General features: G+C 67.0%; 26 protein-coding genes and 2 pseudogenes. 11 read left to right on the top strand and 17 right to left on the bottom strand.

Translation table 11 applies throughout. The features are described from left to right. Nucleotides 1-686: 686 nt before the first annotated feature. Nucleotides 687-773 (top strand): annotated as a pseudogene (locus tag J2728_RS21420) (hypothetical protein); the annotation flags it as partial. A gap of 158 nt (nucleotides 774-931) precedes the next feature. On the opposite strand, the gene recA reads toward J2728_RS21420, so the two are convergent. Beyond that, nucleotides 932-2002 (bottom strand): recombinase RecA, encoded by a 1071-nt coding sequence (gene recA / locus J2728_RS21425; protein ID WP_310002209.1) that lies wholly within the window; start codon nucleotides 2000-2002, stop codon nucleotides 932-934. A 263-nt stretch (nucleotides 2003-2265) separates the two neighbouring features. Between recA and J2728_RS21430 the strand changes: the two genes are divergently transcribed. After that, entirely contained in the window at nucleotides 2266-3873 is a 1608-nt protein-coding gene (locus J2728_RS21430) for an EAL domain-containing protein (protein ID WP_310002210.1), read from the top strand. A gap of 42 nt (nucleotides 3874-3915) precedes the next feature. Here J2728_RS21430 and J2728_RS21435 read toward each other — a convergent pair whose 3' ends face one another. Together J2728_RS21435 and J2728_RS21440 are read right to left on the bottom strand one after the other, a co-directional pair. Continuing rightward, nucleotides 3916-5739 (bottom strand): DUF885 domain-containing protein, encoded by a 1824-nt coding sequence (locus J2728_RS21435; protein WP_310002211.1) that lies wholly within the window; start codon nucleotides 5737-5739, stop codon nucleotides 3916-3918. 103 nt (nucleotides 5740-5842) lie between these two features. Further along, nucleotides 5843-6220, bottom strand: a complete 378-nt coding sequence (locus J2728_RS21440) for a nuclear transport factor 2 family protein (RefSeq protein ID WP_310002212.1) — start codon at nucleotides 6218-6220, stop codon at nucleotides 5843-5845. Nucleotides 6221-6285: 65 nt separating this feature from the next. Between J2728_RS21440 and J2728_RS21445 the strand changes: the two genes are divergently transcribed. Beyond that, nucleotides 6286-6819: a GNAT family N-acetyltransferase gene (locus J2728_RS21445; protein ID WP_310002213.1), complete on the top strand. Its 534-nt coding sequence runs from the start codon at nucleotides 6286-6288 to the stop codon at nucleotides 6817-6819. Here J2728_RS21445 and phaH read toward each other — a convergent pair. The 4 genes from phaH to J2728_RS21465 all read right to left on the bottom strand — a co-directional run bounded on the left by phaH (nucleotide 6816) and on the right by J2728_RS21465 (nucleotide 10782). Beyond that, complete coding sequence (phaH, locus tag J2728_RS21450) at nucleotides 6816-7589, bottom strand: phasin PhaH (protein ID WP_310002214.1); 774 nt, start codon at nucleotides 7587-7589, stop codon at nucleotides 6816-6818. The two genes, J2728_RS21445 and phaH, sit on opposite strands and share 4 nt — an antisense overlap. Before the next feature lie 85 nt (nucleotides 7590-7674). Next, on the bottom strand, nucleotides 7675-8952 hold the full coding sequence (gene chrA / locus J2728_RS21455) for a chromate efflux transporter (protein ID WP_310002215.1): 1278 nt from the start codon (nucleotides 8950-8952) through the stop codon (nucleotides 7675-7677). Between the two features lies 1 nt (nucleotide 8953). Beyond that, nucleotides 8954-9790 carry a 23S rRNA (adenine(2030)-N(6))-methyltransferase RlmJ gene (gene rlmJ / locus J2728_RS21460; RefSeq protein WP_310002216.1) on the bottom strand — a complete coding sequence of 279 codons (837 nt, stop codon included), beginning with the start codon at nucleotides 9788-9790 and terminating at the stop codon, nucleotides 8954-8956. An 8-nt stretch (nucleotides 9791-9798) separates the two neighbouring features. Continuing rightward, entirely contained in the window at nucleotides 9799-10782 is a 984-nt protein-coding gene (locus J2728_RS21465) for a helix-turn-helix transcriptional regulator (RefSeq protein WP_310002217.1), read from the bottom strand. 76 nt (nucleotides 10783-10858) lie between these two features. Here J2728_RS21465 and J2728_RS21470 point away from each other — a divergent pair, with 76 nt between their 5' ends. Both J2728_RS21470 and J2728_RS21475 read left to right on the top strand, forming a co-directional pair. Next, nucleotides 10859-11209 carry a hypothetical protein gene (locus J2728_RS21470; RefSeq protein ID WP_310002218.1) on the top strand — a complete coding sequence of 117 codons (351 nt, stop codon included), beginning with the start codon at nucleotides 10859-10861 and terminating at the stop codon, nucleotides 11207-11209. Between the two features lie 351 nt (nucleotides 11210-11560). Then, complete coding sequence (locus tag J2728_RS21475) at nucleotides 11561-14029, top strand: TonB-dependent receptor plug domain-containing protein (protein ID WP_310002219.1); 2469 nt, start codon at nucleotides 11561-11563, stop codon at nucleotides 14027-14029. A 63-nt stretch (nucleotides 14030-14092) separates the two neighbouring features. Here the strand turns inward: J2728_RS21475 and J2728_RS21480 are convergent, their stop codons facing one another. Continuing rightward, a complete protein-coding gene (locus J2728_RS21480; protein WP_310002220.1) occupies nucleotides 14093-14638 on the bottom strand; it encodes a GNAT family N-acetyltransferase in 546 nt (181 codons plus the stop codon). 265 nt (nucleotides 14639-14903) lie between these two features. On the opposite strand from J2728_RS21480, the gene J2728_RS21485 reads away from it, so the two are divergent. From J2728_RS21485 to J2728_RS21500, 4 genes are all read left to right on the top strand, one after another. Continuing rightward, nucleotides 14904-16505 (top strand): flavin monoamine oxidase family protein, encoded by a 1602-nt coding sequence (locus tag J2728_RS21485; RefSeq protein ID WP_310002221.1) that lies wholly within the window; start codon nucleotides 14904-14906, stop codon nucleotides 16503-16505. An 18-nt stretch (nucleotides 16506-16523) separates the two neighbouring features. After that, on the top strand, nucleotides 16524-16916 hold the full coding sequence (locus tag J2728_RS21490; protein WP_310002222.1) for a c-type cytochrome: 393 nt from the start codon (nucleotides 16524-16526) through the stop codon (nucleotides 16914-16916). Between the two features lie 29 nt (nucleotides 16917-16945). Next, a complete protein-coding gene (locus J2728_RS21495; protein ID WP_310002223.1) occupies nucleotides 16946-17428 on the top strand; it encodes a RidA family protein in 483 nt (160 codons plus the stop codon). 226 nt (nucleotides 17429-17654) lie between these two features. Next, nucleotides 17655-18110, top strand: coding sequence for a hypothetical protein (locus tag J2728_RS21500; RefSeq protein ID WP_310002224.1), 456 nt, complete (start codon nucleotides 17655-17657; stop codon nucleotides 18108-18110). Here J2728_RS21500 and J2728_RS21505 read toward each other — a convergent pair. The 7 genes and pseudogenes from J2728_RS21505 to J2728_RS21535 form a co-directional block, all read right to left on the bottom strand. Then, a complete protein-coding gene (locus tag J2728_RS21505; protein ID WP_310002225.1) occupies nucleotides 18107-18499 on the bottom strand; it encodes a Rieske (2Fe-2S) protein in 393 nt (130 codons plus the stop codon). The two genes, J2728_RS21500 and J2728_RS21505, sit on opposite strands and share 4 nt — an antisense overlap. Continuing rightward, the gene (locus J2728_RS21510; protein WP_310002226.1) at nucleotides 18496-19503 is read right to left on the bottom strand and encodes a fumarylacetoacetate hydrolase family protein; all 1008 of its coding nucleotides are present in this window, start codon (nucleotides 19501-19503) and stop codon (nucleotides 18496-18498) included. The genes J2728_RS21505 and J2728_RS21510 overlap by 4 nt, the downstream gene beginning before the upstream one ends. A gap of 22 nt (nucleotides 19504-19525) precedes the next feature. Then, nucleotides 19526-20803, bottom strand: a complete 1278-nt coding sequence (gene hmgA / locus J2728_RS21515) for a homogentisate 1,2-dioxygenase (RefSeq protein WP_310002227.1) — start codon at nucleotides 20801-20803, stop codon at nucleotides 19526-19528. A gap of 30 nt (nucleotides 20804-20833) precedes the next feature. Beyond that, nucleotides 20834-20944, bottom strand: a pseudogene (locus J2728_RS21520) (hypothetical protein); the annotation flags it as partial. A 15-nt stretch (nucleotides 20945-20959) separates the two neighbouring features. Continuing rightward, nucleotides 20960-22033, bottom strand: coding sequence for a 4-hydroxyphenylpyruvate dioxygenase (hppD, locus tag J2728_RS21525; RefSeq protein WP_310002228.1), 1074 nt, complete (start codon nucleotides 22031-22033; stop codon nucleotides 20960-20962). A 25-nt stretch (nucleotides 22034-22058) separates the two neighbouring features. After that, the gene (gene hisC, locus J2728_RS21530; protein WP_310002230.1) at nucleotides 22059-23180 is read right to left on the bottom strand and encodes a histidinol-phosphate transaminase; all 1122 of its coding nucleotides are present in this window, start codon (nucleotides 23178-23180) and stop codon (nucleotides 22059-22061) included. A 131-nt stretch (nucleotides 23181-23311) separates the two neighbouring features. Then, nucleotides 23312-23782, bottom strand: coding sequence for an Lrp/AsnC family transcriptional regulator (locus J2728_RS21535; RefSeq protein ID WP_310002231.1), 471 nt, complete (start codon nucleotides 23780-23782; stop codon nucleotides 23312-23314). Nucleotides 23783-23917: 135 nt separating this feature from the next. On the opposite strand from J2728_RS21535, the gene J2728_RS21540 reads away from it, so the two are divergent. Together J2728_RS21540 and J2728_RS21545 are read left to right on the top strand one after the other, a co-directional pair. Next, nucleotides 23918-24817, top strand: a complete 900-nt coding sequence (locus J2728_RS21540; RefSeq protein WP_310002232.1) for an SPFH domain-containing protein — start codon at nucleotides 23918-23920, stop codon at nucleotides 24815-24817. 65 nt (nucleotides 24818-24882) lie between these two features. After that, nucleotides 24883-25176: a DUF1905 domain-containing protein gene (locus J2728_RS21545; protein ID WP_310002233.1), complete on the top strand. Its 294-nt coding sequence runs from the start codon at nucleotides 24883-24885 to the stop codon at nucleotides 25174-25176. 9 nt (nucleotides 25177-25185) lie between these two features. On the opposite strand, the gene J2728_RS21550 is transcribed toward J2728_RS21545, so the two are convergent. Both J2728_RS21550 and zigA read right to left on the bottom strand, forming a co-directional pair. Beyond that, nucleotides 25186-25344, bottom strand: a complete 159-nt coding sequence (locus tag J2728_RS21550) for a hypothetical protein (RefSeq protein ID WP_310002234.1) — start codon at nucleotides 25342-25344, stop codon at nucleotides 25186-25188. A gap of 14 nt (nucleotides 25345-25358) precedes the next feature. Continuing rightward, a complete protein-coding gene (gene zigA, locus J2728_RS21555; protein WP_310002235.1) occupies nucleotides 25359-26582 on the bottom strand; it encodes a zinc metallochaperone GTPase ZigA in 1224 nt (407 codons plus the stop codon). Nucleotides 26583-26699 lie beyond the last annotated feature (117 nt).

Below are 26699 nucleotides of genomic sequence, written 5' to 3' on the forward strand. Positions count from 1 at the left end.
CCGGGAGTCGCGCGCTGCATAGCGCGGTTTTTAGCGAAGGGGAAACCGACTCGCAGATGGGGGCGTATTGGGACGCGGAAAAGGGCGTGGCCTGGACTGCGGGAAGTTCCGAGATGGGTGGTGTGCGGACTTTAGGCGCTGGGCCGGACCGCAATGTTCACCGCCCCACAGCTTTCGGCTTTTGAGCGTCGCTCGTTGGATGGTGCGGGGTCTCCAATCAACAAGTGTGCGTTGTCCGACCATCGAAGCGACAGCGGCCATTCTCCATGGACCGTGAAGGCCATGCAGTCGGAAAACGGAACGCCGACACGTCGGACTACAACGTCACGTCGAAAGGAGCAGGCTGCGCCACAATCGCTGAATTCGACGCGCGCCTCGTGTCGACCGTCTGGTGATCGTGACACGGAATAGACGGTCGTGCTTGACCCGATCCAGAGATCCAAAACGACTATCGCGATTGCGACGAAAGGCAGAGCAACCGCCGCCACGATAAGTGGACAGACCAAAATCCATCCGACTATCCGGCAGAGCGCGGCACACGCATGGCGACCTTCAATCCAAGCTCGACCCAGCATTGCGGAACACGGTGACGTCCGCAACGGGTCGAAAGCTGACGCCAATGGGTCGTTAGGTGACGCTCCCTTTCTCGGCGAGAAAGGCCGGCGAGGAAGCCCAGCATTGGGTGAAGCGCCGACACGCCATCAGACCACATAACCCCTCACCCACCCACCGCTTCGCGGCGGGCCCCGCCCTCTCCCTCTGGGAGAGGGGTCTGATCTTTGCGACGTCCAACGCCCAAAAGAGTAGGCCGCCTGGCATGGGGTCCAGGCGGCCTGATCGCGGCCGTCGCGGCGGTGGCGCCGCGGGCGTGTTGAAGGCGGGGACCGCCCGAGGCTGTTAGCGAGGGCCGCGAAACCCTGGAAGGCGAGGACTACTCCTCGTCGCCCTCCTCCGGACCGCCGACCAGAAGCTCTTCCTCGATCTTCTGCGACGACTTGCGGACGGCCGCTTCGATGCCGCCAGCGATGTCCGGATTGTTCTTCAGGAACTCGCGGACGTTATCGCGGCCTTGGCCGATGCGCTGGCTGCCGTACGAGAACCACGAGCCGGCCTTCTCGATGATGCCGGCCTTGACGCCCAGGTCGATCACCTCGCCAAGCTTGGAGATGCCCTCGCCGTACATGATGTCGAACTCGACCTCGCGGAACGGCGGGGCCACCTTGTTCTTCACGACCTTCACGCGGACGTTGTTGCCGATGATCTCGTCCCGGACCTTCACCGAGCCGGTGCGGCGGATGTCCAGGCGCACCGAGGCGTAGAACTTCAGCGCGTTGCCGCCCGTGGTCGTCTCCGGGCTGCCGTACATCACCCCGATCTTGTGACGGATCTGGTTGATGAAGATGACGATGGTGTTGGCCTTGTTGATCGAGGCGGTCAGCTTGCGCAGCGCCTGGCTCATCAGGCGGGCCTGCAGACCCGGCAGGCTGTCGCCCATCTCGCCTTCGATTTCGGCCTTGGGCGTCAGCGCCGCCACCGAGTCGATCACGACGATGTCGACAGCGCCCGAACGCACCAGGGTGTCGGTGATCTCCAGCGCCTGCTCGCCGTTGTCGGGCTGCGACACCAGCAGGCTATCGAGGTTGACGCCAAGCTTGTGCGCATAGGACGGGTCCAGCGCGTGCTCGGCATCGACGAAGGCGGCGGTGCCGCCGGCCTTCTGGACCTCGGCCACGACGTGCAGGGCCAGGGTGGTCTTGCCCGAGCTTTCCGGGCCATAGACCTCGATGATCCGCCCCTTGGGCAGGCCGCCAATGCCGAGCGCGATGTCCAGGCCGAGCGAGCCGGTGGAGACAGACTCCATCTCGACCTTGCCCTTTTCGCCCAGCTTCATCACCGAGCCCTTGCCGAACGCGCGGTCGATCTGGGCGAGAGCCGCCTCTAGCGCGCGTTGCTTATCGCCTTCTTCCTTGGCCACGAGTTTCAAAGCCGCCTGACTGGTCATTGTTGGTCCGCCCTCTATCCCATGATTCCGGTGGGTCGCCCGGCGCTTACAGCGCCCTGTCACAACGACCTGTGGAACACCCTTAATGCGTACCGCCTTTGTTCTAGGTTCGCAAGATGTTCTCTTGGGGAAACGTCCGTTTCTGACGTAGCGATCCGTCGGCGCGAAAAATGGGCTGGAACCGAGCGCCTAAACCCTGGGTTGGCAACCGCTCCTTAAGCCAATTGTGGAAGCCTCCGGGACAGTCTTGGAGAAGGCCGCTTTTGTCGATCGATCCACGTCGCCTGTTGGGCCTCGCCTTCGCCAGCGCCGATCTCCTCGTGGAATTGCGCGAAGGCCAAGTGCGCCTCGTGTTGGGCGCGGCCCAACGGATCATGGGCAGAAGCGAGTCCGCGTTGATGGGCGCGTCCTGGACGAGTCTCTTCCATCCCGATGACCGCCCCCTGATGGACGCGGTGCTGGCGTCCGCGGAAGACGGCCAGCGTCGCGGCCCCATCGTCCTGCGCCTGGCCGATGATGATACGCGGCATGTCGGGGTCATCCTGCGCGCGCTCCCCGAGAACGAGGGCCGCATCTCCTGCGCGGTGACCGTCGCCCAGGCTTCCGCCCCGGCGCTGAAGCCCGGAGAACTGCAGCCACGCGAGTCGTTCGACGATATCGCCAAGGGCCTCTTCGAGGCCGCGCGGGCTACCGGCATGGAGCTGGAGCTGGCGATGATCGAGTTCGCCGGGCTGGGCGCCATGCGCGACGGCCTCTCCCCCAGCGAAGCCGCCGAGCTGGATGTCCGGGTCGCCGGCGCGATGCGGGCGGAGTCCCACGGCGGCTCGGCCGCCACGCACCTGTCGCAGGACCGTTTCGCGCTCGTGCGGTCGCGCGACGATCAATCCGACAACATGCTGAAGCGCCTGAGCCGGATCGTCAGCGCCGAGGCCACCGCCCACGTCGTGCCGCTGGAAAATAGCGCGCCGCCGTCGCGCGCTCTGCGGGCCCTGCGTTACGCGCTGGACGACTTCCTGCGCGCTGGGCTGAAGGATGGCCCGCCCGCCAATCTCACCGACGCGATGAACCGCTCGGTCAAGCGCACCCTGGCCCAGGCCGGAGCCCTGAGCGCGGTCATCACCCAGCGCCGCTTCAACCTGGCCTTCCAGCCGGTGGTGACGCTCGCGACGGGACAGGCCCATCACCACGAGGCGCTGGTGCGCTTCGAGGATGGCGCCAGCCCCTTCGCCATGATCCGCATGGCCGAGGAGTTCGACCTGATCGAGGAGCTCGACAAGGTCGTGGTGGAACAGGTGATCAAGCGCCTGGCCAAGGACTACGAAGGCAAGCTGAAGCTGGCGGTGAACATCTCGGGGCGCACGATCGTCAGCGAGACCTTTGTCGACCATATCGATCGCCTGTTGGCCCGCTTCGACGAGGTCAAGGGCCGCCTCATCTTCGAGATCACCGAGACCTCGGCGATCGACGATCTGCCCTACGCCAACCAGAACATCCAGGCGCTGCGCTCGATGGGCTCGATGGTGTGCCTGGACGACTTCGGGGCCGGTTCGGCCTCGTTCGCCTACCTGCAGCAGCTGAACCTGGACATCGTGAAGATCGACGGACGCTATGTCCGCGAACTGGCCGACAACAGCCGCGACGGGGCCATGGTCCGCCACCTGGTGCAGATGTGCCGGGATCTGAAGATCCGCACCGTGGCCGAGATGGTCGAGACGCCTGAAGTCGAGGATATCGTCCGGAGCGCCGGCGTCGACTTCGCCCAGGGTTGGCTCTACGGCAAGGCCGCCGAGAAGCCCGCTCCAGCCTTGCGGATCAGCACGCCCGTCCGCGCCGTGGCGCGACGCGCCGGCGCGTCGGAGAGCTGGGGATAGAAGAACGCTCCTCCCCCAAAGGAGGAGGAGCGCCGGATTGTCCTAGGCCTTGCCGCCCTTGGCGACGATGTAGTTGTCGACGACACGCTCCAGCACGGTCAGCGGCGTCATGCCCGACAGCAGGGCCGCGTCGTGGAACTCGCGGATGTCGAACGTCTTGCCCAACGCCTTCTGGGCCTTGGCGCGAGCGCGCAGGAAGACGATCTTGCCGATCATGTAGCTGCAGGCCTGGCCCGGCCACACGACGTAGCGCTCGATCTCGGTGGTCGCGCCGCTTTCCTCGTCGCCCATCGTCTCGGCCATGTACTTGATGGCCTGCTCGCGGCTCCACTTCTTGTGGTGCATGCCGGTGTCGACCACCAGGCGCACGGCGCGGAACAGGGCGTCGTGCAGCATGCCGATCTGGCCGCGCGGGTCGTTCTTGTAGATGCCCATCTCGACGGCCAGTTGCTCCGAATAGAGCGCCCAGCCCTCGGCATAGCCCGAGAAGCCGATGATCTTGCGGATCATGGGCAGGCCCTTGGCCTCGTTGGACAGCGACAGCTGCAGGTGGTGGCCCGGAACGCCTTCGTGCACCGTCAGCGTGGTCAGGGTGTACTTGGCCTGCTCCTTGGTGTCGCGCAGGTTGATCCAGTAGATCCCCGGGCGCTTTCCATCCAGCGAGGGCGAGTTGTAGTAGCCGCCCGGCGCGCCGGCCTCGATGGCCTTGGGCACGCGGCGGATTTCCAGCGGCGCCTTGGGCAGCTGGCCGAAATAGGCCGGCAGCTGCTTTTCGATCCACTTGGCCTTTTCGTTGAGGTCCCGGATCAGCTGTTCCTTGGCCTCGTCGGTGTTCGGATAGAAGTCCTCGCCCAGCTTGCGCATCCGGTCGCCGACCGTGCCCTTCGACATGCCGATCTTCTTGAACAGCTTGTCGGCCTCGGCCTCGATGGACTTGACCATGTCGAGACCCAACTGGTGGATCTCGTCGGGGGTCAGGGTCGCCGTCGTGTAGTTCTTCAGCGACAGGGCGTAGTAGTCCGCGCCATTCTTCAGCCGCCAAACGCCCGCGTCGTGCGTGGCCTTGGGACGGATGCTCTCCATCAGCGCGATCTGGCGCTTCAGCGCCGGCAGGACGGAGTTCTCGTAGATCTTCGAGGCCTCGGCCGCCCAGTCGCCGGCGATATTCTTGTCCTTGGTCCGGCGCGCGATCGACTTGACCAACGGCGCTTCGGCGGTGGGCGTGCCCGCGAAGGCCCGCATCTGGATCAGGGCCTTGTCGATGATGAAGTCCGGCGGGATCACGCCGTCGGCGATGTCGCGCTTGGCGATCGCCGTCTCCTGGTCCATCAGGCGCGCGAAACCCTCCATCCGCGACAGGTAGGCGTCGGCGTCGGCCTTGGTCTCGATGCTGTGCTGGGTGTCGAGGAAGTCCGGCATGTACTGGTAGCTGCCGGTCAGCTGGCTCAGCACGTAAGGCGCGCCAGAGCCGCCGCCGGCGTAGGTGAACTTCTTGTTGCCCTCGTCCTGGACGGACAGCACGAACTCGACCGTGTCGTAGTTCACCGCGTCCATGCCGTTGAGAGCGCGGCGGTCGATCGCGCGCAGGGCGGCCAGTTGCTTGCTGGTGGTGGCCGCGCCGGCCTCGATGGCGCTGAACGAGCGGTCGCTCAGCAGCCCCTTGGTCCAGGCCAGGTCGCCGCTATCGAGGCCAAGACCGGTGGCCGTCTCGGGAGACTGGCGCAGCTGCAGCGCCATGGCCTCGTCGAACAGGGCGTTCAGCTTGGCGACCTCGCCCTCGCGGGCCAGGGCCATGGACGGCAGACCGCCGGTCGCGGCGAAACCCGCGGCGGCGGAGGCGAACATCATCTGACGGCGATTGAGCATGGCTCTTCCTCCCCGGAACCTATTTGGAGGACGAAGGCGTAAGGCCGCCGCCCAAAGTGGCGAAATTAATTCCGAGTCATGCCGCTGCGTCCAGCCTCGCTGGTCACGCCAGCGTCACGAACAGCTCGTTCTCGATCACCCACTGCCCCGTCACCTTCTTCCAGGTGGCCAGATAGGTCCCCGACTGCTCGGGCGCGTCCTTCCAGGAGCCGACCCAACGGCCGCGCTCGGCGGCGCGTGTCCCGTCCGCGTTCAACGCGATGTCCTCGGTCGCGCGGACATAGGCGACGAAACCCCTTTCGGCGAACTGACCCGCGAACGCCGCCAGGACGTCCTCGGCGCCCAGCAGCAGCGAGCCGTCGCCCGCGATCAGCGTGACGCGTGGATCGAAGAAGGGCCTCAGGCGCGCGGCGTCCTTGGCGGCGATCAGCTTGTTGGTCAGCTTGCGGCGGGCGGCGATCGCGTCGGCGGGCGAGGTCATGGGGTCTTTCCTGGAGAACTTGTCCGTGTAGCTTGCGGCGCATCCTTTCCGCAAACCCCACGCCGATGCCCGCTCCGACACTGACCACCGCGCGCCTGACCCTCTCACCGCCGACCCTGCCCGATTTCGAGGAGAGCCGCGCCATGTGGGCCGATCCTCTGGTGACCCGCCATGTCGGAGGTCGACCGTTCACCGAGGAGGAGAGCTGGACGCGCCTGATGCGAGCGCGCGGTCTTTGGGAAGTGCTGGGCTACGGCTACTGGGCCGTGCGCGAGACCTCGACCGGACGCTATGTCGGCGAGGTCGGCTTCGCGGACCTGCGGCGCGAACTTGAGCCCAGCCTCCACGACCTGCCGGAGATGGGTTGGGTATTGGCGGCCTGGTCGCATGGCCAAGGCTTTGGCGCCGAGGCCGTGCGAGCCGGCCTGGCCTGGATCGACGAGGCCCTCGCGCCGCCGGTCGTGCCCTGCATCATCAATGTGGAGAACGCGCCCTCGATCGCGCTGGCGACCAAGGTCGGCTTCCGCGTGAAGACCCACGCCAGCTACAGGGGGTCGCCGATCCTGGTGATGGAGCGGCGGCGGCCGACCTTGGACTAGACGGCGGCGGCTTCAACGGCGGCGGCGAAGCGCTTGGCCTGAGCGATCCAGGCGTCGCGTTCGGCGCGGCCCTTCAGGCCCAGCTTCAGGTCGATATCGGCCAGTTCCTCGGGGGTCCAAGCCGCGATCTGACCGAAGGTCGTGACACCCAGTTCCGCCAGCGACGCCGCCAGCTTGGGCCCCACGCCGACCAGGCGCGTCAGGTCGTCGGCGCCGGCGACCAGCGCCTCGGACACGGCCTCCATCTCCGCCAAGGTCGCGTCCGGCGCGGATTCAGCGGCGAGAGGTTCGGCGGGCGGAGCTTCGGCGGCCAGGGCTTCGGAGATCGGCGGCTCGGCTTCCGCCTCGAGCTCGACCACGGCTTCGGCGGTCACGTCGACCACGTTCAGCGTCGCGTCGTTGGCGGCCTCGATCAAAGCGTTTGACGCTTCGGCCATCGTGTCGACGGTCTCCTCGACGGCGTCCAGCAAGACCTCCGCCGTCTCGACCGCCTCGGCCACGGCTTCCGCCACCGGCTCCGGCGTGGTCAGTAGAGTCTCCTCGGCCTCCGCGGCCGGAGCGACGGGCTCCGGCGTCAGGGCCAGGACAGCTTCCAGGTTCACGGCCTCGCGCCAACGCGACGCCCACCACCAGTAGGCCGCTCCGGCGGCGGCGGCGCCGCCAAACATCAACCATAGGGGCGAAGCCGCGCCGACCACGAAGCGGGGGGCCAGGTCGGGCTCGATCTTGTCGGCTTTGAACTCAGGGACGAAAGAGGACGAGGAAACCATGGGGGCGCTCCTGGCTACCGCGATTTTGTGCGTCGCAGCATAACACGGAATTCTCGTTCGCAAGCGCGAAAATAATTATGTTATATTAACCCAGGCCGGCGGCTTTCAGCAGCACGCTGGCGACGATCAGGGCCGCGATCATCGCCAGCATTGGCAGGCGGCTGGCCAGCATGAGCGCGAGCGCCGTCAGCCCAAGGGCGGCGAGGTCGAGGCTTCCCGGATCCGGCAGCAAGACCCGTAGAGGCCCGGCCTCAAGCGTTTGGCCCGAGCGAAACAGCAGGTGCAGGGTGAACCATAGCGCCAATTGGCCGATCACCCCGACAGCGGCCGCCGAGATCAGGGCCAGGGCGCGAGACGGGCGCGCGCGACGCCCCCAGCGCTCGAACAGCGGTCCGCCCGCGAATATCCACAAGAACGACGGCGCGAAGGTGGTCCAAGCCGCCATCAACCCGCCCAGCACGGCCAAGAGCCAGGCCCAGTCCGGCGCGGCGGTTTGGAAGGCGCCGACGAAGCCGACGAAGACGAACACCAGGATCAGCGGGCCCGGCGTCGTCTCGGCCAGTCCCAGGCCATCCAGCATCTGGGTCGCCGTCAGCCAGCCGAACGCGGACGCCGCCTGCCCCAGATAGGCCAAGGCCGCATAGGCGCCGCCGAAGCTGATCGCCGCCAGACCGCCAAACGTCAGGCCCATCCAAGCCAAGGTCGAGCCCGGCGCCAGCAGCCAGGCTAGGCCAATCGGCGCGAGCCACAGCGCCAGGCATGTCAGCGCCACGCGCCCCTGCCCCTTCGCTGGCGTCGCGGGCGCGGCGATCGGTTCGGCCTCGTCCTTGGCCACAAGCCAGCCCAGCACGCCCGCGCCTAGGACCACCAACGGAAACGGGATGGTCGTGAAGGCCAGCAGCATGAAGGCCGCGCCGCAGACGAAGGCCGTCAGCCCGTCCTTCACAGCGCGCTTGCCGATCTTCAGCAGGGCTTGCAGCACCAGCGCGACCACCGCCGCCTTCAGCCCCAGCAGCACCGGCGCGGCCCAGTCCGAACGCCCGTGCGCGACGTACAGGGCCGATAGGCCCAGCATCACCAGGAGACCCGGCAGGACAAACAGCAACCCCGCCGCAACGCCGCCGCGGATTCCGTGCAGCCGCCAGCCCAGCCAGGTCGCCAGCTGCTGAGCCTCGGGGCCGGGCAGAAGCATGCAGAAGCTCAGGGCCCGCGCGAACTCATCCTCGTCGACCCAGTCGCGGGTCTCGACGATCTCTTTATGCAGAAGGGCGATCTGGCCGGCGGGGCCGCCAAAGCCCAGCAGGCCAATCTTGAGCCAGACCGGCAGGGCTTCAGCCAAGCTGGGGGCCGCCTTGAGCCTCAAGTCAGGCCCGCCAGACGCGCGAGCGGCCGCCAGGCTCGCCAAGCCGCGCGGCGATCCAGTCGCCAGCCTCGGCCGCCGCCGCCTCGACACCCGTGGGCGCCCCGACCATCACCATCGCGCTGCCGTTCATCTTCATCGGGTCCGTGAGAGGCCGGAGACGAAGCTCGGCGACTAGCAAGCCCCCCCCTACGCTATTTGGGGTGACGGTTTCCATCGCGCGCAGGAAGGCGTCGAACGTCTCGAGGTCCTTGAGCGGCAGCCAGATCGCGAGAACCGCGTCTGGCGCGCGCTTGAGAACGGCGCGCGTGGTCTCCACGATCCGCGCATAGTCGTCCGGGCGCTCGAACGGCGGGTCGATGAGCACGAAGGCCCGCCCGCCCCTGCCCGCCTGGCCGGCGGCGGTGGCGTAGCCGTCGGCTTCCAGGGCCTGAGCGTTGGCGTAGGGCGCCAGCGTCTTGGCGAGCAAGCTCATGTCGTCGGGCCGCAGTTCGCAGCCGGCGTAGCGATCGGTCTTGCGGAGCGCGCGCGCGATCAGCAGCGGCGAGCCCGGATAGAGATCGCCCTCCTGGCCGCTGTTGATCTTGAGGACCGCCGCCAGCAGGGGCCCGAACACCGCCGGCGCGTCGCTCGCCGCCTTCAGACGGAAGATCCCCGCCTGGGCCTCGCCCGAGCGTCGCGCCATCTCGCCGGAAAGATCATAGGCGCCCGCGCCGGCATGGGTGTCGATAACCGCCAGCGCGTCGCTTTCCGCCTGCAAGGCCGAGAGAATGGCCAGCAGGATCGTGTGCTTGTGCAGGTCGGCGAAATTGCCGGCGTGAAAGGCGTGGCGGTAGTTCATCCCCGTCCCTACCACGCCCCGTGCGCGCGGCCAGCCTCGCGCAGCTCCTGGACCATCATGTCCTTCAGGACCGGTGGCCCAACGATCTCGATGTCGCCGCCCCAGGTGAAGAGGTGCCAGGAAAGCTCGCGCATGCCGCCGGCGCGGAAGGTGACCAACACAGAGCCTTCGGCCTCCCGCGTCACTCGCTGAGTCGCGTGGAAGCGCCAGCGCAGCGCGTCCTCGGCGCGGCTCTTCTTGATGCGAAGAACCACGTCCTGGATCTCGTCGTGATAGATGCCGAAACTCTCGTCGGCGAAGGCCTGCAGCGAGAAATCCTCGGGCGGCGACGCCGGCTTGTCGAGCAGCGTCAGGTCGCTCATCCGGTCCAGCCGCCACGACCGCGGCTTGCCGCCCTTGCCCTCCATCGCCACCAGATAGTTGCTGCGGCCGAACAGGACGCCCAGGGGCGTCACCTCGCGCGTTCGCCCCGGCGTGCTGCCGCCTTCGTAGCGGAACGACAGGGCCTGTAGCCCCTTGATCGCATTGCGGATGGTCGACAGCACCGCCGCGTCCTCGAACGGCCGCGGACCGGCGTGAACGGCGATGGTCTCGGCCTGTACCAGGGCCTCGACGTCCGGCGCGACCCGTCGGCGCGCGGAGCCGCGCAAGGCGGCCAGCAGCTTGGCCTCCAGAGCATAGAGAGAAGCCGCGCGCGTGTCGGCGCCGGACGCCTTGTAGTTGTCGGCCGCCGAGCGCAGGGCGGCCAGCTCTTCGGCCGTCGGGGTTTGAAACACGCCGTCCAGGCCGGAGGGAATGCGGAATCGCTTGGTTGGCGGATCGTCGATCGCCTCCATCTGCGGAAATGCCGCCCAGACGGCGTCCCGCATCCGCTCCGCGGTCCGGCGGCCTACATCCAGGGCCTGGGCCATCTCATCCAGGGTCATCCCTTCCGCGGATCCAGCCAGCATCCGGGCCAAGTCCAACAGGCGGGTCGCTTTCTCGTGTCGCATGGCGAGAGCTTATACGACCGTTTCTGTCGCAGCGCGCGAACAATCTTCGAACATCGAGATTGGAGAGGAGCCCTTGATGTCGCGCTTCGCCTGTTCCCCCTGGGCCATCGCCCCCGTCAACGCCGCCATGATCTCGGCCGTGCTCGACTATGCCGACATCCATCGCGACCTGGGCGGCGGTCGCACCCTGCGCCGGATCAGCCACGAACGCGCCGCCAAGGCCGACATCTTCCTGTTGCTGGGCCGGGACGCCGAGCGGGTCACCGACATTGGCCTGGTGTGGAACGATCGCGAGGACCAGATCGTGCGGGTCACCGACGACGCCGAATTGCGCGATTCCCGCCTCACCGCCTGGGAAGAGGCCTTCGATCTCTTCGAGACCGAAGAGACCGATGAAATGGCCGAACCGATGCGCCTTTGCGCGTGAGCACGACCCATCGCACACGCTCCGCGTGATTTCCGACCACGAACAAAAACGACGTTCTGCCTAAAATCCGAGACCGACCGCCGCGCAAAACGGCGCCCATTGGGCGCCGGCGCGGTTATCGCGCTTTCCGACCGCCCCCGCATTGCCGAACGCCGAAACTTCTCCCCCCAATGAATAGATCGGCCAGTTGCCGATGATTTTCAGTGCCCGCGTCAAAAAACATAATCGTCGGGAGAAAAACGCCATGGAGAAGGGAATCTAGGCGCATCAATAAATAGAATGAGGGGGTAGTTTATGAATCGACGTTTTAAACCCGCACTGTTGGCGGGCATTTCCGCTTTGTCGGTTACTATGGGATACTCTGCACAGGCTTTCGCGGCCGACGCCGCGGCCACGCCGCCCGACCAGACCGAGGTCGACCAAATCATCGTCACCGGCACGCGCCAGACGGGCTTGCGTGTCATCGACAGCCCCGCCCCCGTCCAAGTCGTCGACACCTCCACGCTTGAGCGCACCGGCCAGGTGGACCTACGCCTGGGCCTGGCCAATCTGGTGCCGTCGTTCAACGCGCAGGCCTTTGGCGGCGACACCGCCAACCTGACCCTGTCGGCCCGCCTGCGCGGCCTGTCGCCTAACCAGGCCCTGGTGCTGGTCAACGGCAAGCGCCGCCACACCACCGGCAACCTGGCGGTCCTCTCGGGCGTCTACCAAGGCGCCGCCGCCGCGGACCTCGGCTTCATTCCGATGGCCGGCATTGGCCGCATCGAAGTGCTGACCGACGGCGCGGCCGCCCAGTACGGCACCGACGCCATCGCCGGCGTCGTCAACATCATCCTGAAGAAGAACAGCTCGGGCGGCTCGATCTCGGCCACCGGCGGCGAGTACTTCGATGGCGGCGGCAAGACAGCCGGCGGCTCGGTCAATATCGGCATGTCGCCGACCGAGAGCAGCTATCTGAACATCACGGTCGAGGCCAAGTACCACGGCTTCTCCAACCGCGGCCTGCCCGATCAGCGCGTGTTCAACCCCGCCAGCCCCAGCTACTCGGCAGCCCATAACGCGATCGAAAGCAAGATCCCGGGCTATCCGAACCTGAACCTGATCTCGGGCGACGCCGAGTACCGGATGCAGAACTTGGCCTTCAACGCCGGCGCGGATTTGCCGGGGGACTTCGAGGTCTATTCGTTCGGCACTTATGGGCACAAGGACGCCTCGGCCTACGAAAACTATCGCCGCTATAACCGCGTGCAGGGCAAGCAGGGCGCGGCCGACCGGCCCTTCCCGCTGGGCTTCAGCCCCCGCGAGCGCATTATCGAGGACGACTACGGCCTGACCTTGGGCGTATCCGGCAAGGTGGCCGGCTGGGACGTCGACCTGTCGTCGACCTACGGCAAGGACGACATCGAGGTCCGCGTCGAGGACTCGGCCAACGCCAGCCTCTACGCCGACACCTCGACCCTGACGTCCAAGGGCTTCACCCCGACCTCGTTCCACGCCGGCAGCTGGCGCACCACGCAGTGGACCAACAACCTGGACGTCCGTCGCGGCTTCGACGTCGGCCTGTCCGCGCCTCTGGACGTGGCCTTCGGCTACGAGCAGCGCCGCGACACCTACCGCATCGGCGCCGGCGACGCGGCCTCGACCTACAAGGAAGGCTCGCAGTCGTATCCGGGCTTCTCGAAGACCGACGCCGGCGGCCACTCGCGCACCAGCTGGGCCGTCTATACCGACGTCGCCGCCTCGCCGGTCGAGGCCTGGAAGGTCGACGCGGCCCTGCGCTACGAGAAGTTCAGCGACTTTGGCGACACCACCGTCGCCAAGCTGACCAGCCGCTACGACTTCAACGAGATGTTCGCCGTACGCGGCACGGTCTCGACCGGCTTCCGCGCCCCGACCCTGGCGGAGTCGTTCTACTCGGCCACCAACGTCTCGCCGACCAGCGCCTTCGTTCAGTTGGCCCCGAACTCCAGCGCCGCTCGCCTCTTGGGCATCGACGAGCTGAAGCCCGAGAAGTCGACCAACTTCAGCCTGGGGATCGTGGCTCACCCGCTGCCCAAGCTGACGGCCACGATCGACGCCTACCAGATCAAGTTGAAGAACCGGATCTTCGGTTCCAGCGCGGTCTACGGCATTCGCAACGGCGTGGTCGTCAACCCGAACGTCAACGCCGCGATCGCCGCCAACGGCAACGTGCTGGACAGCACGGTGACCAGCACCGGCATCAACATCTTCTCGAACGGCCTCGACACCCGCACCCGCGGCCTGGACGTGGTGGTCTCGTACCCGACCGACCTGGGCGACTACGGGCGGATCGACTGGACGCTGAGCGGCAACGTCAACAAGACCAAGATCACCAAGGTCAAGGCCGCCCCGGCCGCCCTGGGCGTCACCTCCACCGCCTTCCCGACCGGCCAGGTCCTGTTCGCCGGCAACGCCGCCTCGCTGCTCGAGAAGGCCGCGCCGAAGTACAAGGTCGGGCTGAACGGTCTCTATTCGTACGGCAAGCTGACCCTAAACGTGACCGAGACCTTCTACGGCAAGGCTTCCGCCCTGTCCGACCCCGGCACGGGTCCGCTGCAGAACAACGTGGCCAGCGCCACGGCGATCACCGACGCGGAACTCTCCTACAAGTTCCCGATGGGCGTCGTCGCCGCGATCGGGGCCAACAACCTGTTCAACAAGTATCCGGACAAGTTCACGGCCGCCTATCAGGCCGCCTGCGTCGCCAGCGGCGGCGGTTGCGTCACCCAATATCCGTCGTTCTCGCCCTACGGCATCAACGGCGGCTACTACTATGGTCGCCTGACCTTCTCGTTCTAGACGAGAGCCTGCGCCAGGACGCGAAGGGGCGGATCGAAAGATCCGCCCCTTTTGCATGGAGGCCTACAGCGCCTTGCCCATCCGGATCAAAGGCACCCGATAGCCGCTGGACGTCGCGGCCTCGAACGGCTCGATGTCGTGATAGCCGCAAGCGCGATACAGCGGCGCGCCGCCCATGGTCGCGGCCATCTCGGCCCGCGCGAAACCCTCGCTTCGTGCCGCGTTCTCGCAGGCCTCGAGGATCATCCGACCAACGCCCTTCCGCGTGTGATCGGGATGGGTGTACATCGCCCGCACCCTTGCCGCGTCCGTGGCGGGATCCAGCAACGCCGCGTCGCGACCGGCGGAGTGGTCGCCGCCGAACAGGGTGGCGCGACGGCTCCAACCGCCGCAACCCGCGATTTCCTCGCCGTCCTCCACCACGAAATAGGTCCCGTCGGCGATCAGTTGGGTGTCGAGGCCCATCACCTCGTAGGACGCCGTGACGCCCTCGGGCGGCAGGAAGGCGGGCAGCAATTCGCCGATCGCCCTATCCATCAGCGCCGACAGAACCGGCATGTCCTCGGAGCGGGCGAGACGCAGACGAAGGGGTTTGGCGGCCAAGGTCATGAGACTCCCATGAGCGTGCGAACGCGCCAGAAAAACAAGGATTCGGCGAGTCCCTGGCGATCTTTCAGCCTCGCTCACCGATCGCTCAAAGCCTGCTTTAGGCGCCCAATGGTCAGGCGTCCAAGATGTCAGTCCACGTCTCGACTGAAAACGGATTGCACGTCGGCGGGGCGGGATTTCGAGATACGGCCTGTCGCGGCGCGAGGTTGCCGCGGCGGCGCCGGACGTCTCGTCGATGTCGGGCCAACAACAAGGGCGGGGATTGATGAGCGGATTGGATTCAGTACCGGCGAGTGGCGTTCTCACGCGTCGGCGTTTCTTCGAAAGCCTGGCCGCCGTCGGCGGTATGTCTCTGGTTCTGTCGGGCATGGAAGCCCTCGGCTTCTCCCAGGCCTCGGCCACCGAACTGCCGCCCGAGCTGACCGGCGGCGCCAAGAACACCAAGGTCGTGATCCTGGGCGCGGGCCTGGCGGGCATGACCGCGGCCTACGAGCTCAGCAAGGCCGGCTATCAGGTGCAGGTGCTGGAGGCGCGTTCGTTCGCCGGCGGCCGCTGCCAGACCGCGCGCAAGGGCTTCAAGCACACCGACCTGATCGGCAACACCCAGACCTGCGAGTTCGACGAAGGCCACTACATCAACCACGGCCCCTGGCGGATCCCGTACCACCACCGCTCGACCCTGCACTACACCAAGACGTTCGGCGTCCCGCTGGAGAGCTTCGTCAACGACAACGACGCGTCTTACGTCTACTTCGAAAAGGCGACGGGACCGCTGGCCGGCAAGCCCGTGCGAAAGGGCGAGATCGCCGCCGACATCCGAGGCTACACCGCCGAGGTGGTCGCCAAGGCGGCCAGCCAGGGGCAACTGGACGCGCCGCTCTCGGGGCTGGATCGCGAGAAATTCATCGCCTACCTCGTGAACGAAGGCCGCCTGTCGAAGTCGGACCTGACCTACAAGGGCACCGAAGGCCGCGGCTTCTCGGTGCACCCGGGCGCGGGCGTCGATCCCGGCCCCGGCAAGGAACTGCCGCCGTTCGCCTTCAAGGACGTGCTCGACAGCAACGCCTGGCGCGTCCTCAGCTCGGTCACCGGCTACGAGCAGCAGCGCACCATGCTGCAGCCGATCGGCGGCATGGACCAGATCGCCAAGGGCTTCGAGAAGCACGTCGGGTCGATGATCCGCTACTCGACCGTGGTCGAGAAGATCAAGCAGTCGCCCAGCGGCGTGACGGTCTCGTTCAAGGGGGCCGACGGCAAGACCGGCGAGGTCACCGCCGACTACTGCCTGTGCACCATCCCGCTCAGCGTGCTGAAGCAGATCGACCTGGACGCCTCAGCGCCATTCAAGGCGGCGATGGCGGGCGTCGCCTACGCGCCGGTCAACAAGATCGGCCTGCAGATGAAGTCGCGCTTCTGGGAGGAGAAGCACCACATCTACGGCGGCCACGTCTATACCGACATGCCCATCAACTCGATCACCCTCCCCTCCTACGGCTGGCAGGGTCAGAAAGGCGTGCTGCTGGGCTTCTACATGTTCGGCGGCGAGGCGGCCCGGATCAGCGCCAAGAGCCCGGCCGACCGCGCGGCCTACGCCGTCGCGGCGGGCCAGAAGGTCTTCCCCGAATACGCCGAGAACTACGAGAACGCCTTTTCCTTCTGCTGGCACCTGGCGGAGCACAATCTTGGCGGCTGGGCCGAATGGAGCCCGACCGGACGCAAGGAGGCCTATCCGGTGCTCTGCGAGCCAGACGGCCGCCTCTATCTGGCCGGCGAGCACATGAGCTACCTAGGCGGGTGGCAGGCCGGCGCCATCGAGTCGGCTTGGCAGCAGATCGCCAAGATCCACGCCCGCGTCCAGCAAGCTTAAGAAGTACCGGGGAAACGCATGACTTTCGCCTATCGTCTCGCCGCCCTGGCGCTCGTCGGCGGCCTCGCCGCTCCGGCGATCGCGTCCGCCGACGGCAAGTCCCTGTTCATGGACAACTGCTCGGCCTGCCACCAGGCCAACGGCAAGGGCGTCAAGGGCGCCTTCCCGCCCCTGGACGGCGCGCCGCTCGTGAAGGGCCCGCCCAAGGTGGTGATCACCACGGTGCTGAACGGCCGCGCGGGCATGCCCGCCTTCAAGGATGACCTCTCGGACGCTGATCTGGCGGCCATCCTGACCTATGTTCGCTCGTCCTGGAGCAACAAGGCGCCGGGCGTCAAAGCCGCCGAAGTCTCCGCCGCCCGCGCCGCGGCCAGGGCCGAAGCCAAGGCCCGCGGCCTCCAAGCCCACTGATCCTCAACACTCAATCCAGGGAAGAAACCATGAAACGCCTCATCACCCTCGCCCTCGCCGCCTGCGCTCTCGCCGGCGCGGCGAACGCCCAGGAAATCGTGCGCGGCGGCGACCCCAAGTCGCCGATCGCCAGCGTCGTCACCGTGCCGGCCGGCTTTGACACCATCTACGTCTCGGGCATGACCCCGCCGGTCATCGACGACAAAGCCACGGGCGTGGCCAAGTTCGGCGACACCAAGACCCAGACCCTGGGCGTGCTGGGCCGCATCGAAACCGCCCTGAAGAGCCAGGGCGCCACCATGGCCGATGTCGTGATGATGCGCGTCCTGCTGGTCGGCGATCCCGCCAAGGGCGGCAAGATGGACTTCGCCGGCATGATGGAGGGCTACAAGACCTACTTCGGCACCGCGACCCAGCCCAACAAGCCGTCCCGCATCACCAGCCAGATCACCGCCCTCGTGCAGGACGGCATGCTGGTCGAGATCGAGGTCCAGGCGGCGAAGAAGAAGTAGTCGCCAGGGCGCCGTCGCCCCGCGAAAAGCGCGGGCGACGGATTTCACCGCTACGCGAAATAATTTTCCTGACAACGTTGTCGCGGCCGTTTCAAGCGGCTATATGGAATTCAGCCCTTTAGGGCGTTTCCTCCCAATGACTCGGCCGCCTTCTCCTCCTGGGAGGCGGCCGTTCTTTTTTGTCCCGGCGAACGCCGCTCTTGGCCGGCGCCTCCAGCGGCCTATCATGCGCTCCATGATCGCCCTGGCCGCCATCGCGCTCCTCTCGTCAGCTTCGCCGCCGCTCCCCGCCGCCGCCCGCGCCTATATCCGGGATGTTCTGCGGGCGGAGACCTATGCCAGCGCGCAAGCGGACCTGAACGGCGACAAGGCGCTTGAGGTCTTTGTCTACGCCACCGGACGAGAGACGTGCGGGAGCGGCGGCTGCAACCTCTATGTCCTCTCCCCGAAAGGGGCTGGCTATCGGGTGGTGCTGCGCGCCAGCGTGGCCCAGGCGCCGATCCGGCGCCTGGCGAGCGGGACGCGAGGTTGGCGAGATATCGGCGTCTTCGTCTCGGGCGGCGGCGCCAAGCCGCGCGAGGCCCGCCTGCGGTTCAATGGCGAACACTATCCCGGCAATCCCTCGATGGCGCCGGCGTCGGGAAATCCACCAGGCGAGATCCTGATCCCTGACACGCCCTAAGCGGTATGGATCCGTCCGTCGCGCGCCTCGACGGGCCACGGAGACAGCTTCGCCCCCACGCACGGCCCGCCGACGCAGGCGCCCTCCTCCACCGTGAATACGGCCCCGTGCCACAAGCAGGCGATCAGCGCGCCGTCCGGGGTCAGATAGCGGTCAAGCTCCTGAGCAAGGGGCAGGCCCGCGTGCGGGCAGCGGTCGACATAGCCGAACACCGCCTCGCCTCTTCGCACCACGAAGCCGTGAAAGCGCTTCTCGCCGATCCGCAGGACGTAGTTGCGCGCGCCGCCGTCGGGGATCAGATCGAGGGGGCCGAGATTGATCCCGGCCCGCGTCTCCCAGATCCGCCCCCCGGAAACCGAGGCGTCGGCGGTCGCCGTCTCGTCCGTCAAATCCGCTCGACCGTCTGCTCGATGGCGCCGAAGATCGAGTGCCCCTTGGCGTCCTTCATCTCGATGCGGACCGTGTCGCCCCCCAGCAGGAACGGCGTCTTGGGCGCGCCATGCACGATCGTTTCGACGGTGCGCAACTCGGCCAGGCACGAATAGCCCAGGCCGCCTTCGCCGATCGGCTTGCCGGGGCCGCCGTCGGCGTCGCGATTGCTGACCGTGCCCGAGCCGACGATCGTGCCGGCGCACAGCGGACGCGTCTTGGCCGCGTGGGCCACCAGGGTCCCGAAGTCGAAGGTCATGTCGACGCCGGCGTCGGCGCGACCGAAGTCCTTGCCGTCCAGCTCGACCAGCAGGGCGCCGTGCAGCTTGCCGTCCTTCCAGGCCTCGCCCAGCGCGCCGGGGGTCACCGCCACCGGCGAGAAGGCGCTGGCGGGCTTGGATTGAAGGAAGCCGAAGCCCTTGGCCAACTCGGCCGGGATCAGGTTGCGCAGGGAGACGTCGTTGCAGAGCATCACCAGGCGAATGGCGGCCAGGGCCTCCTCGCGGCTGGCGCCCAGCGGCACGTCGCCGGTGATCACCGCGATCTCGCCTTCCAGGTCGCAGCCCCAGCTGGCGTCGGCGAGCGGTATTGGATCGCGGGGCGCCAGGAAGCCGTCCGAAGCGCCCTGATACATCAGCGGATCGGTCCAGAAGGTCTCGGGCATTTCGGCCCCGCGCGCTTTTCGCACCAGCTGGACGTGGTTCACATAGGCCGAGCCGTCCACCCACTGATAGGCGCGCGGCAGGGGGCTGGCCGCGTCGTGCTCGTGGAAGCGCTCGCGCGGCACCGCGCCGTGCTCGAGGCTTTCGGCCAGGCCGCGCAGCATCGGCTCGCAACGCTCCCAATCGTCGAGCGCGGCCTGCAGCGTCGGCGCGACCGTGCCCGCGTCGGTGAACCAGGCCAGGTCGTTGGACACCACCACCAGCCGGCCATCGCGGCCGCCCTTGAGAGACGCGAGCTTCATTGGCGCTTCCTTCTTGTTGTTGTTACGGCAAGCGAGCCTTGGGGAAGCCCGACCAGCAGGCGTCATAGTCGTCCTGAAGCGCCGAAGTCTCCAGCGCGAACTTGGTCGGCCGGATCACCCAGCGGCTCTCGAACATGAAGGCCAGGGTCCCGTCGATCTTGTGCGGCGCCAGCTCGGCTTCCGTGGCCTTACGGTGGCTGGCGACGTCGGGGCCATGGTCGCTCATGCAGTTGTGCAGGGACGCGCCGCCCGGCACGAAGCCGCCTTCCTTAGCGTCGTAGGCGCCGTCCACCAGCCCCATGAACTCGCTCATCACGTTGCGGTGGAACCAGGGCGGGCGGAAGGTGTGCTCGGCCACCATCCAGCGCGGCGGGAAGATCACGAAGTCGCAGTTGGCCACGCCTGGCGTGTCGCTGGGCGAGGTCAGCACGGTGAAGATCGACGGATCGGGATGGTCGAAGCTGACCGTGTTGATCGTGTTGAACCGCGACAGGTCGTAGCGGTACGGCGCGAGATTGCCGTGCCAGGCCACGACGTCCAGCGGGCTGTGGTCCCATTCGGCCGCCCACAGCGCGCCCTGGAACTTCTGGATCACCTCCGTCGGCGTGTCGACGTCCTCGAAGACCGCCACGGGTGTCTCAAAGTCGCGCGGATTGGCCAGGCCATTGGCGCCGATCGGCCCCAGCTCCGGCAGGCGGAAGGCCGCGCCGTAGTTCTCGCAGACATAGCCACGCGAAGGCCCCTCGACCTCGACCCGAAACCGCACGCCGCGCGGGATCACCGCGATGTGGCCGGGACCGGCGGTCAGGACGCCAAACTCGGTGACCAGGGTCAGAACGCCCTGCTGCGGCACGATCAGCAGCTCGCCGTCCGCGTCGTAGAACACCCGGTTCCGCATCGAGGCGTTGGCCAGATAGATGTGCACGCCGATGCCCGACAGCGTCGCGGCGTCGCCGTTCCCGGCCAGCGTCACAAGGCCGTCGACGAAGTCCGTCGGCTGCGCCGGGATCTCCAGCGGGTCCCAACGCAGCCGGTTGGGCGTCACCGGCCCGCCGAAGGCCGAGACCAGCTTGTCCTGCGCATAGGGCGCGTAAGGCCCGTGGCCGGCGCTCGGCCGCAGGCGGTATAGCCAGCTCCGGCGGTTTTCGTGGCGCGGCGCGGTGAAGGCCGAGCCCGACAGCTGCTCCGCATAGAGGCCGAAGGGAACCTTCTGCGGCGAGTTCTGGCCCACCGGCAGGGCGCCGGGATGCGCCTCTGTCTCGAAGTAGGAGCCGAAGCCGGTTTGGTAGCGGAGGTCCATCGACGCCCCTCTCAATTTCTTGAGCACAATTACAGTGTCATCCCGGACGGCCTGCAAGGCCGATCCGGGACCCAGGAGCCGGCACACTGCGATCGCCCCTGGGTCCCGGCTCTTCGCTGCGCTACGGCCGGGATGACACGCAAGGTTAGGCTTGGATCAAGCCTCGACCGTGATGACCCCGCGCCGGATCTGATCCAGCTCGATGCTCTCGAACAGCGCCTGGAAGTTGCCGTTGCCGAAGCCCTCATTGCCCTTGCGCTGGATGATCTCGAAGAAGATCGGGCCGAACAGGTTTTCGGTGAAAATCTGCAGCAACAGGCCCTCTTCGCCGACCGCGCCGTCGATCAGGATGCGGTTCTTGCGCAGGCGCTCCAGGTCCTCGCCGTGGCCGGGCACGCGCTTGTCGACCAGCTCGTAGTAGGTCTCGATCGTGTCCTGCAGCTTCACGCCCCGGGCGCGCAGCTTCTCGACGGTGTCGTAGATATTGTCGGTGGTCAGGGCCAGGTGCTGGATGCCCTCGCCGTTGTACTGGCGGATGAACTCCTCGATCTGGCTCTTGTCGTCCTGGCTCTCGTTCAGCGGAATGCGGATGGCCTTGTCGGGCGCGATCATCGCCTGGCTGAACAGGCCGGTCGCCTGGCCCTTGATGTCGAAGTACTTCTGCTCCTCGAAGCCGAAGACCTGATTGTAGAAGGTCGACCAGGTGCGCATCTGGCCACGCTTCACGTTGTGGGTCAGGTGGTCCAGCAGGTCGAGGCCGACATTGTTCTTGGCCTCGGCCAGGGCCGCGCCCGGAACCTGCTCCCAGCTGTCATAGATCGTGCCGGCGTCGCCGTAGCGGTCGACCAGATAGAGCAAGGAGCCGCCGATGCCTTCCAGCACCTTGGCGCCCTCGCCCAGCAGCGAGCGGCTGGCGTCGGCCGGCTTGGCGCCGCGCTTGATAGCCTCGGCATAGGCGGCCTCGGCGTCCTCGACGCGGAAGGCCATGCCGTTGGCCGACGGGCCGTGCTCGGCGCGGAAGTCCGCGACCTGGCCGGCCGGCTCTTCGTTGACGATCAGGTTGATACGGCCCTGCTTGTAGCGGGTCGCGGCCTTGGTCGGATGCTGGCTGGCGGCGACGAAGCCCAGTTGCTCGATCAGGGCCTTCATGGCGGCCGGATCGGGGCTGGTGAACTCGACGAATTCGAAGCCGTCGAGGCCCAGGGGGTTCTGGTCGGTGACGAGGGTCATGGGCGGCTCTCTCCCTAGAGAATTCTTATTTCGCCAGCGCCGCCGGCAGGGCGGCGATCAGGGCGTCGTTGTCGGCCGGGCGGCCGATGGTGATCCGGACCCAGCCACCGGCGACCGGCGTCGGGCGGATGATCAGGCCTTCCTGCAACAAACGCGCGGCGGTCGCGTCGGGGCCAGCAGGGGCGCGCAGGAAGACGAAGTTGGCCTCGCCGCGCGTGTGCTCGACGCCCAGATCGTCCAGAGCCGCCTCGATGCGGCCGCGCTCGGCGATGGTCAGGGCGACGGTGCGAGCCAGATGCGCCTGGTCGTCCCAGGCGGCCAAGGCGGCGGCCTGGCTGACGGCGGTGACGTTGAAGGCCGGCCGTAGGCGGTCGAGATAACCGACCAGCTCGGCCGACGAGGCGATCCCGTAGCCCACCCGCATGCCGGCCAGACCATAGGCCTTGGAGAAGGTGCGGGCAGAGACCCACGGACCGCCCCAGGCGTCCAGCAGGGCGAAGGTGTCGAAGGCCTCGTGGTACTCACGATAGGCCTCGTCGACGAAGACCAGGGTAGAGCGGGGCGTAACCGACAGGATCTCTTCGATGTCCGAAGCCGTCAGGGCGTTCCCGGTCGGATTGTTCGGCGTGCACAGGACCAGCAGTTTGGGCCCCAGCGCCGCGGCCGCCTTGAAGGCCGGCACGTCGAGGTCGAAGTTGGCCAGGCGCGGCACGTCGACGATCTTGGCCTCGGCGCAACGAGCGAAGATGTCGTAGGCCGGGAAGGTCGGGCTAGACATCAGCAGCGTGTCGCCCGGGTGCAGCACCGCGCGGAACAGATAGTCGATCAGGGCTTCGGAACCCGGAGAGACCACGACGCGTGCGGGATCGACGCCCAGCCGTCCGCCGATCGCGGCGCGCAGCGTCTCGCAATAGGGGTCCGGATAGAGCTCGGGCTCGGCGATGGCGGCCGCCACGGCGGCGGCGACCTTAGGGCTGGCGCCCAACAGGTTCTCGTTGCTGGCAAGCTTGGAGAACCGCGAGCGCCCGGTGCGACGCCCGGCCTCGGCCAGGGTCATGCCGGAGCGATAGGCCTGAACGCTATCCAGCGCCGGTCGCATCGGAGAGGCGAGAGCCGGGCTGACGGGCTTGCGATCCAGAACCAACATGCGGCCGCTCCAAACAATGAGAAGCGGCAGCTTATCGCGAAGCCGAAGTCAGAACGTGGCAATCATGACCCAATCGGACCTGGTTCAGGTCACATCATGCCAATCATGCCGCTTGATCTTCATCAAAGTGATCAGTCTAGATAGTCGAGCGGCAGGGCCGTGGAATCCTTCAGCGTGTCGAGCACGAACGAGGAGCGGATGTCCTTCACCGCCGGCATCTTCAAGAGGCGCTTCATCGTGAAGTCGGCATAGGCGTCGAGGTTGGGCACGGCGACCTTCAGCAAATAGTCGTAGCCGCCGGTCATGACATAGCAGCCGACCACCTCGGGCTCGCGCAACACCGCCTGCTTGAAAGCCTCGGCCGCCTCCTCGCTGTGACGGTCCACCTGCACTTCGACATAGGCCAGCACGTCCAGCTTGGCCTTGCGCCGGTCCAGCAACGCCACATAGCCGCTGATCAGGCCCGAGGCCTCCAACTGCTTGACCCGTCGCAGGCAGGGGCTGGGCGACAGCCCCACCCGCTCGGCCAGGTCGACGTTCGAGATCTTGCCGTCCTCCTGCAGGATCTGAAGGATCTTCCGATCGGCGCGCGTGAGCTTCATCGTGACCGCTTTCCCGCCAGGATTGGCATAAAGTGACGAACTAGCCGATTTAGCCGCCCCTGGGGAGAGACGCCTTGCGCGCGGCCCCGCTTGCCGCTCTACCATTGAGCGCAAGACGTCACGCGAGGATGCCGCATGCCCGACAGCCCTTTCGCCCTTCCGCCCAGCAAACCGTCGAAGTCTCCGTTACAGATGGGCGCGCGGCAGGCCATGGTCTGGACGGCGGGAGTCCTGCTGTTGCTCCTGGGCTCGTGCGCGGTCGTCACTCAAAGCACGACGGTCGAACCCGGCAATGTCGGGGTCAAGATCCGCACGCTCGGCGCCTCGGCCGGGGTCGCGCCCGAGCCCCTGCCCGCCCGCTGGTACCTGCGCGGTATCGGCGAACGGATCATCCAATATCCAGTGATCCAGCGCACCTACAGCTACACGCGCGAGGCCGATGAGCGCGGCAACGAGAACGAGGAGATCACCTTCTCGGACAACACCGGCCTGCCGATGACGGCGGACATCTCGGTGACCCTGCAGGTCAATCCGGCCTCGGCCCCGAACCTGTATCAGACCTATCGCCTGTCCTTCGACCAGTTGCTGGATGGACCGATCCGCAACGACGTACGCTCGGCCGTGGCGGCCGAGGCCGAGAAGGTCGGGGTGGAAACGCTCTACAGCGGCGGTCGCCAGATGGTGATCCAGAAGGCCTACGCCCGCGTCGCCGGCAAGTGGGCCCGGCACGGGGTCAATATCAGCCAGCTCGATTGGATCGGCTCGATCCGTTATCCGAACGCCATCATCCAGCAGATGCAGGCCAAGACCCAGCTTGAGCAGGAAGCCCTGGCCGCCAAGGCGCTGGAGGCCAAGGAAACCGCGCTCGCCAACGCCGCGATCGCCAAGGCGCGCGGCGAGGCCGAGGCCATCCGCATCAAGGGCGAGGCGCTGCGCGCCAACCCGCAGGTCCTCCAGCAGCTGGCGATCGAGAAGTGGAACGGCGAACTGCCCAAGGTCACCGGCGGTTCAACGCCGTTCGTGAAGATCGACTAGGGGTTCCTGACACGCCGAGGCGCGGCGCGCGCCATGGTCTTCGACGGATCAACGGAGACCCCCGCATGCGATACGAGTTCGACGCCAAGGTCTGGGCCGCGAGCGGCGGCGCCGGCGCCTGGTTCTTCGTGACCCTTCCCGCCGACGCCGCGATGGGTCTGCGCGCTCTGTGTGGGAGGCGGACGGGGTTCGGCTCCATACGGGTTCAAGCCGAAGCCGGACCGGTCCGCTGGAACACATCGGTCTTTCCGGACTCGCGGTCAGGAAGCTTTCTCCTGCCGCTGAAGGCGGACGTGCGCCGACGGGCGGGCCTGACCGCTGGCGATCACGCCCGCTTCACCGTCGAGATCGAGGCCTAGGCGGCCGCGTCAGAGAATCTCGCAATAGAAGCGCCCAGGCTCTGGCCCCTCCGGATACAGCGCCTGGAACCGGTAGAGCACCAGCACCCACTCGGCCTCCTCCAGGCTGACGCCAAACCGCCGCGCCACCCAGTCCGCCGAAGGCTCGTGGAAGTCGTCATCGGCCACGTCTTCGTCCGGCCTCATCCCCATGCCGGAAACGGGTCCGGCAGCTTGGTCCAGGCCTTGGGGCCGAAGCCGAACTGAAGATCGGACAACAGGCAGGCGTCGAAGCCCCGGGTCAGGGCCTCGCGGTCCATGTTCTGGCCGATCAGCACGATCTCCTGGCGGCGGTCGCCATGAGCGGGCTTCCAGACCTTCTGGATCGCCGCGCGCCAAGCGGGGTCTTCGGGCCAGTACGCTTCGGGCGCGCTGGCCCACCAGCGGCCATGCGGGCCGAACTGCGTGACCGCGCCGGCCTGGCTCCAGCCGCCGACACGATCGTGGCGGGTGGCCAGCCACATGAAGCCCTTGGACCGGATCACGCCCGGCCATTCGCTGTCCAGCCAGGCCTTCAGCTTCTCGGGATGGAAGGGCTTGGACGCGCGATAGACGAAGTGGCTGATCCCGTACTCCTCGGTCTCGGGAAGCACCTCGCCCATCAGCGCCCTCTGCCAGCCCGCCGCGCCCTCGGCCCGGACGGGGTCGAACAGGCCGGTGTCCAGCACGTCGTCCAGCGCCACCGCGCCACGCTCGGAACGGACGATCCGTGCTTGCGGATTGAAGGTGGCGATGATCGCCTCTAGCCGCCCCAGGTCCTGGGCCGACACCAGGTCGGTCTTGTTCAGCACGATGACGTCGGCGAATTCGATCTGCTCGACCAGCAAATCAACGACCGTGCGCTCGTCGCCCTCCCCCGCCGTTTCGCCGCGATCGGCCAGGCTGTCGCGCGAGCCGTAGTCCCGGAGGAAGTTGAAGGCGTCGACCACGGTGACCATCGTGTCCAGGCGCGCCACGTCCGACAGGCTCTGGTCGGCCTCGTCGCGGAAATCGAAGGTCGCGGCGACCGGCATGGGCTCGGAAACGCCCGTGGACTCGATCAGCAGGTAGTCGAAGCGGCGCTCGGCGGCCAGGCGGCGCACCTCCTTGAGCAGGTCGTCGCGCAGGGTGCAGCAGATGCAGCCGTTCGACATCTCCACCAAGGTCTCGTCGGTGCGAGACAGGTCTGCCCCGCCCTCGGCGACTAGCGCCGCGTCGATGTTCACCTCGCTCATGTCGTTGACGATGACCGCGACCTTCTTGCCTTCGCGGTTGGCCAGGACATGGTTCAGAAGCGTGGTCTTGCCCGCGCCGAGGAAGCCCGAGAGCACGGTCACGGGAAGACGCCGGTCGATACGGCCCGAAGGCCTGGAAGCTTGGACGGTCACGCGCGCCTCATGCGTTACAATGTAACACAACTAGCGCTTCTCGAGGGCCGCCTCAATCGGAAATGTTATCTTATAACACTTTGCATTCCGAACTCTGAAACGCAAAACGCCCCGGAG

Source organism: Caulobacter segnis (assembly GCF_031454995.1).
Lineage (GTDB): Bacteria > Pseudomonadota > Alphaproteobacteria > Caulobacterales > Caulobacteraceae > Caulobacter > Caulobacter segnis_E.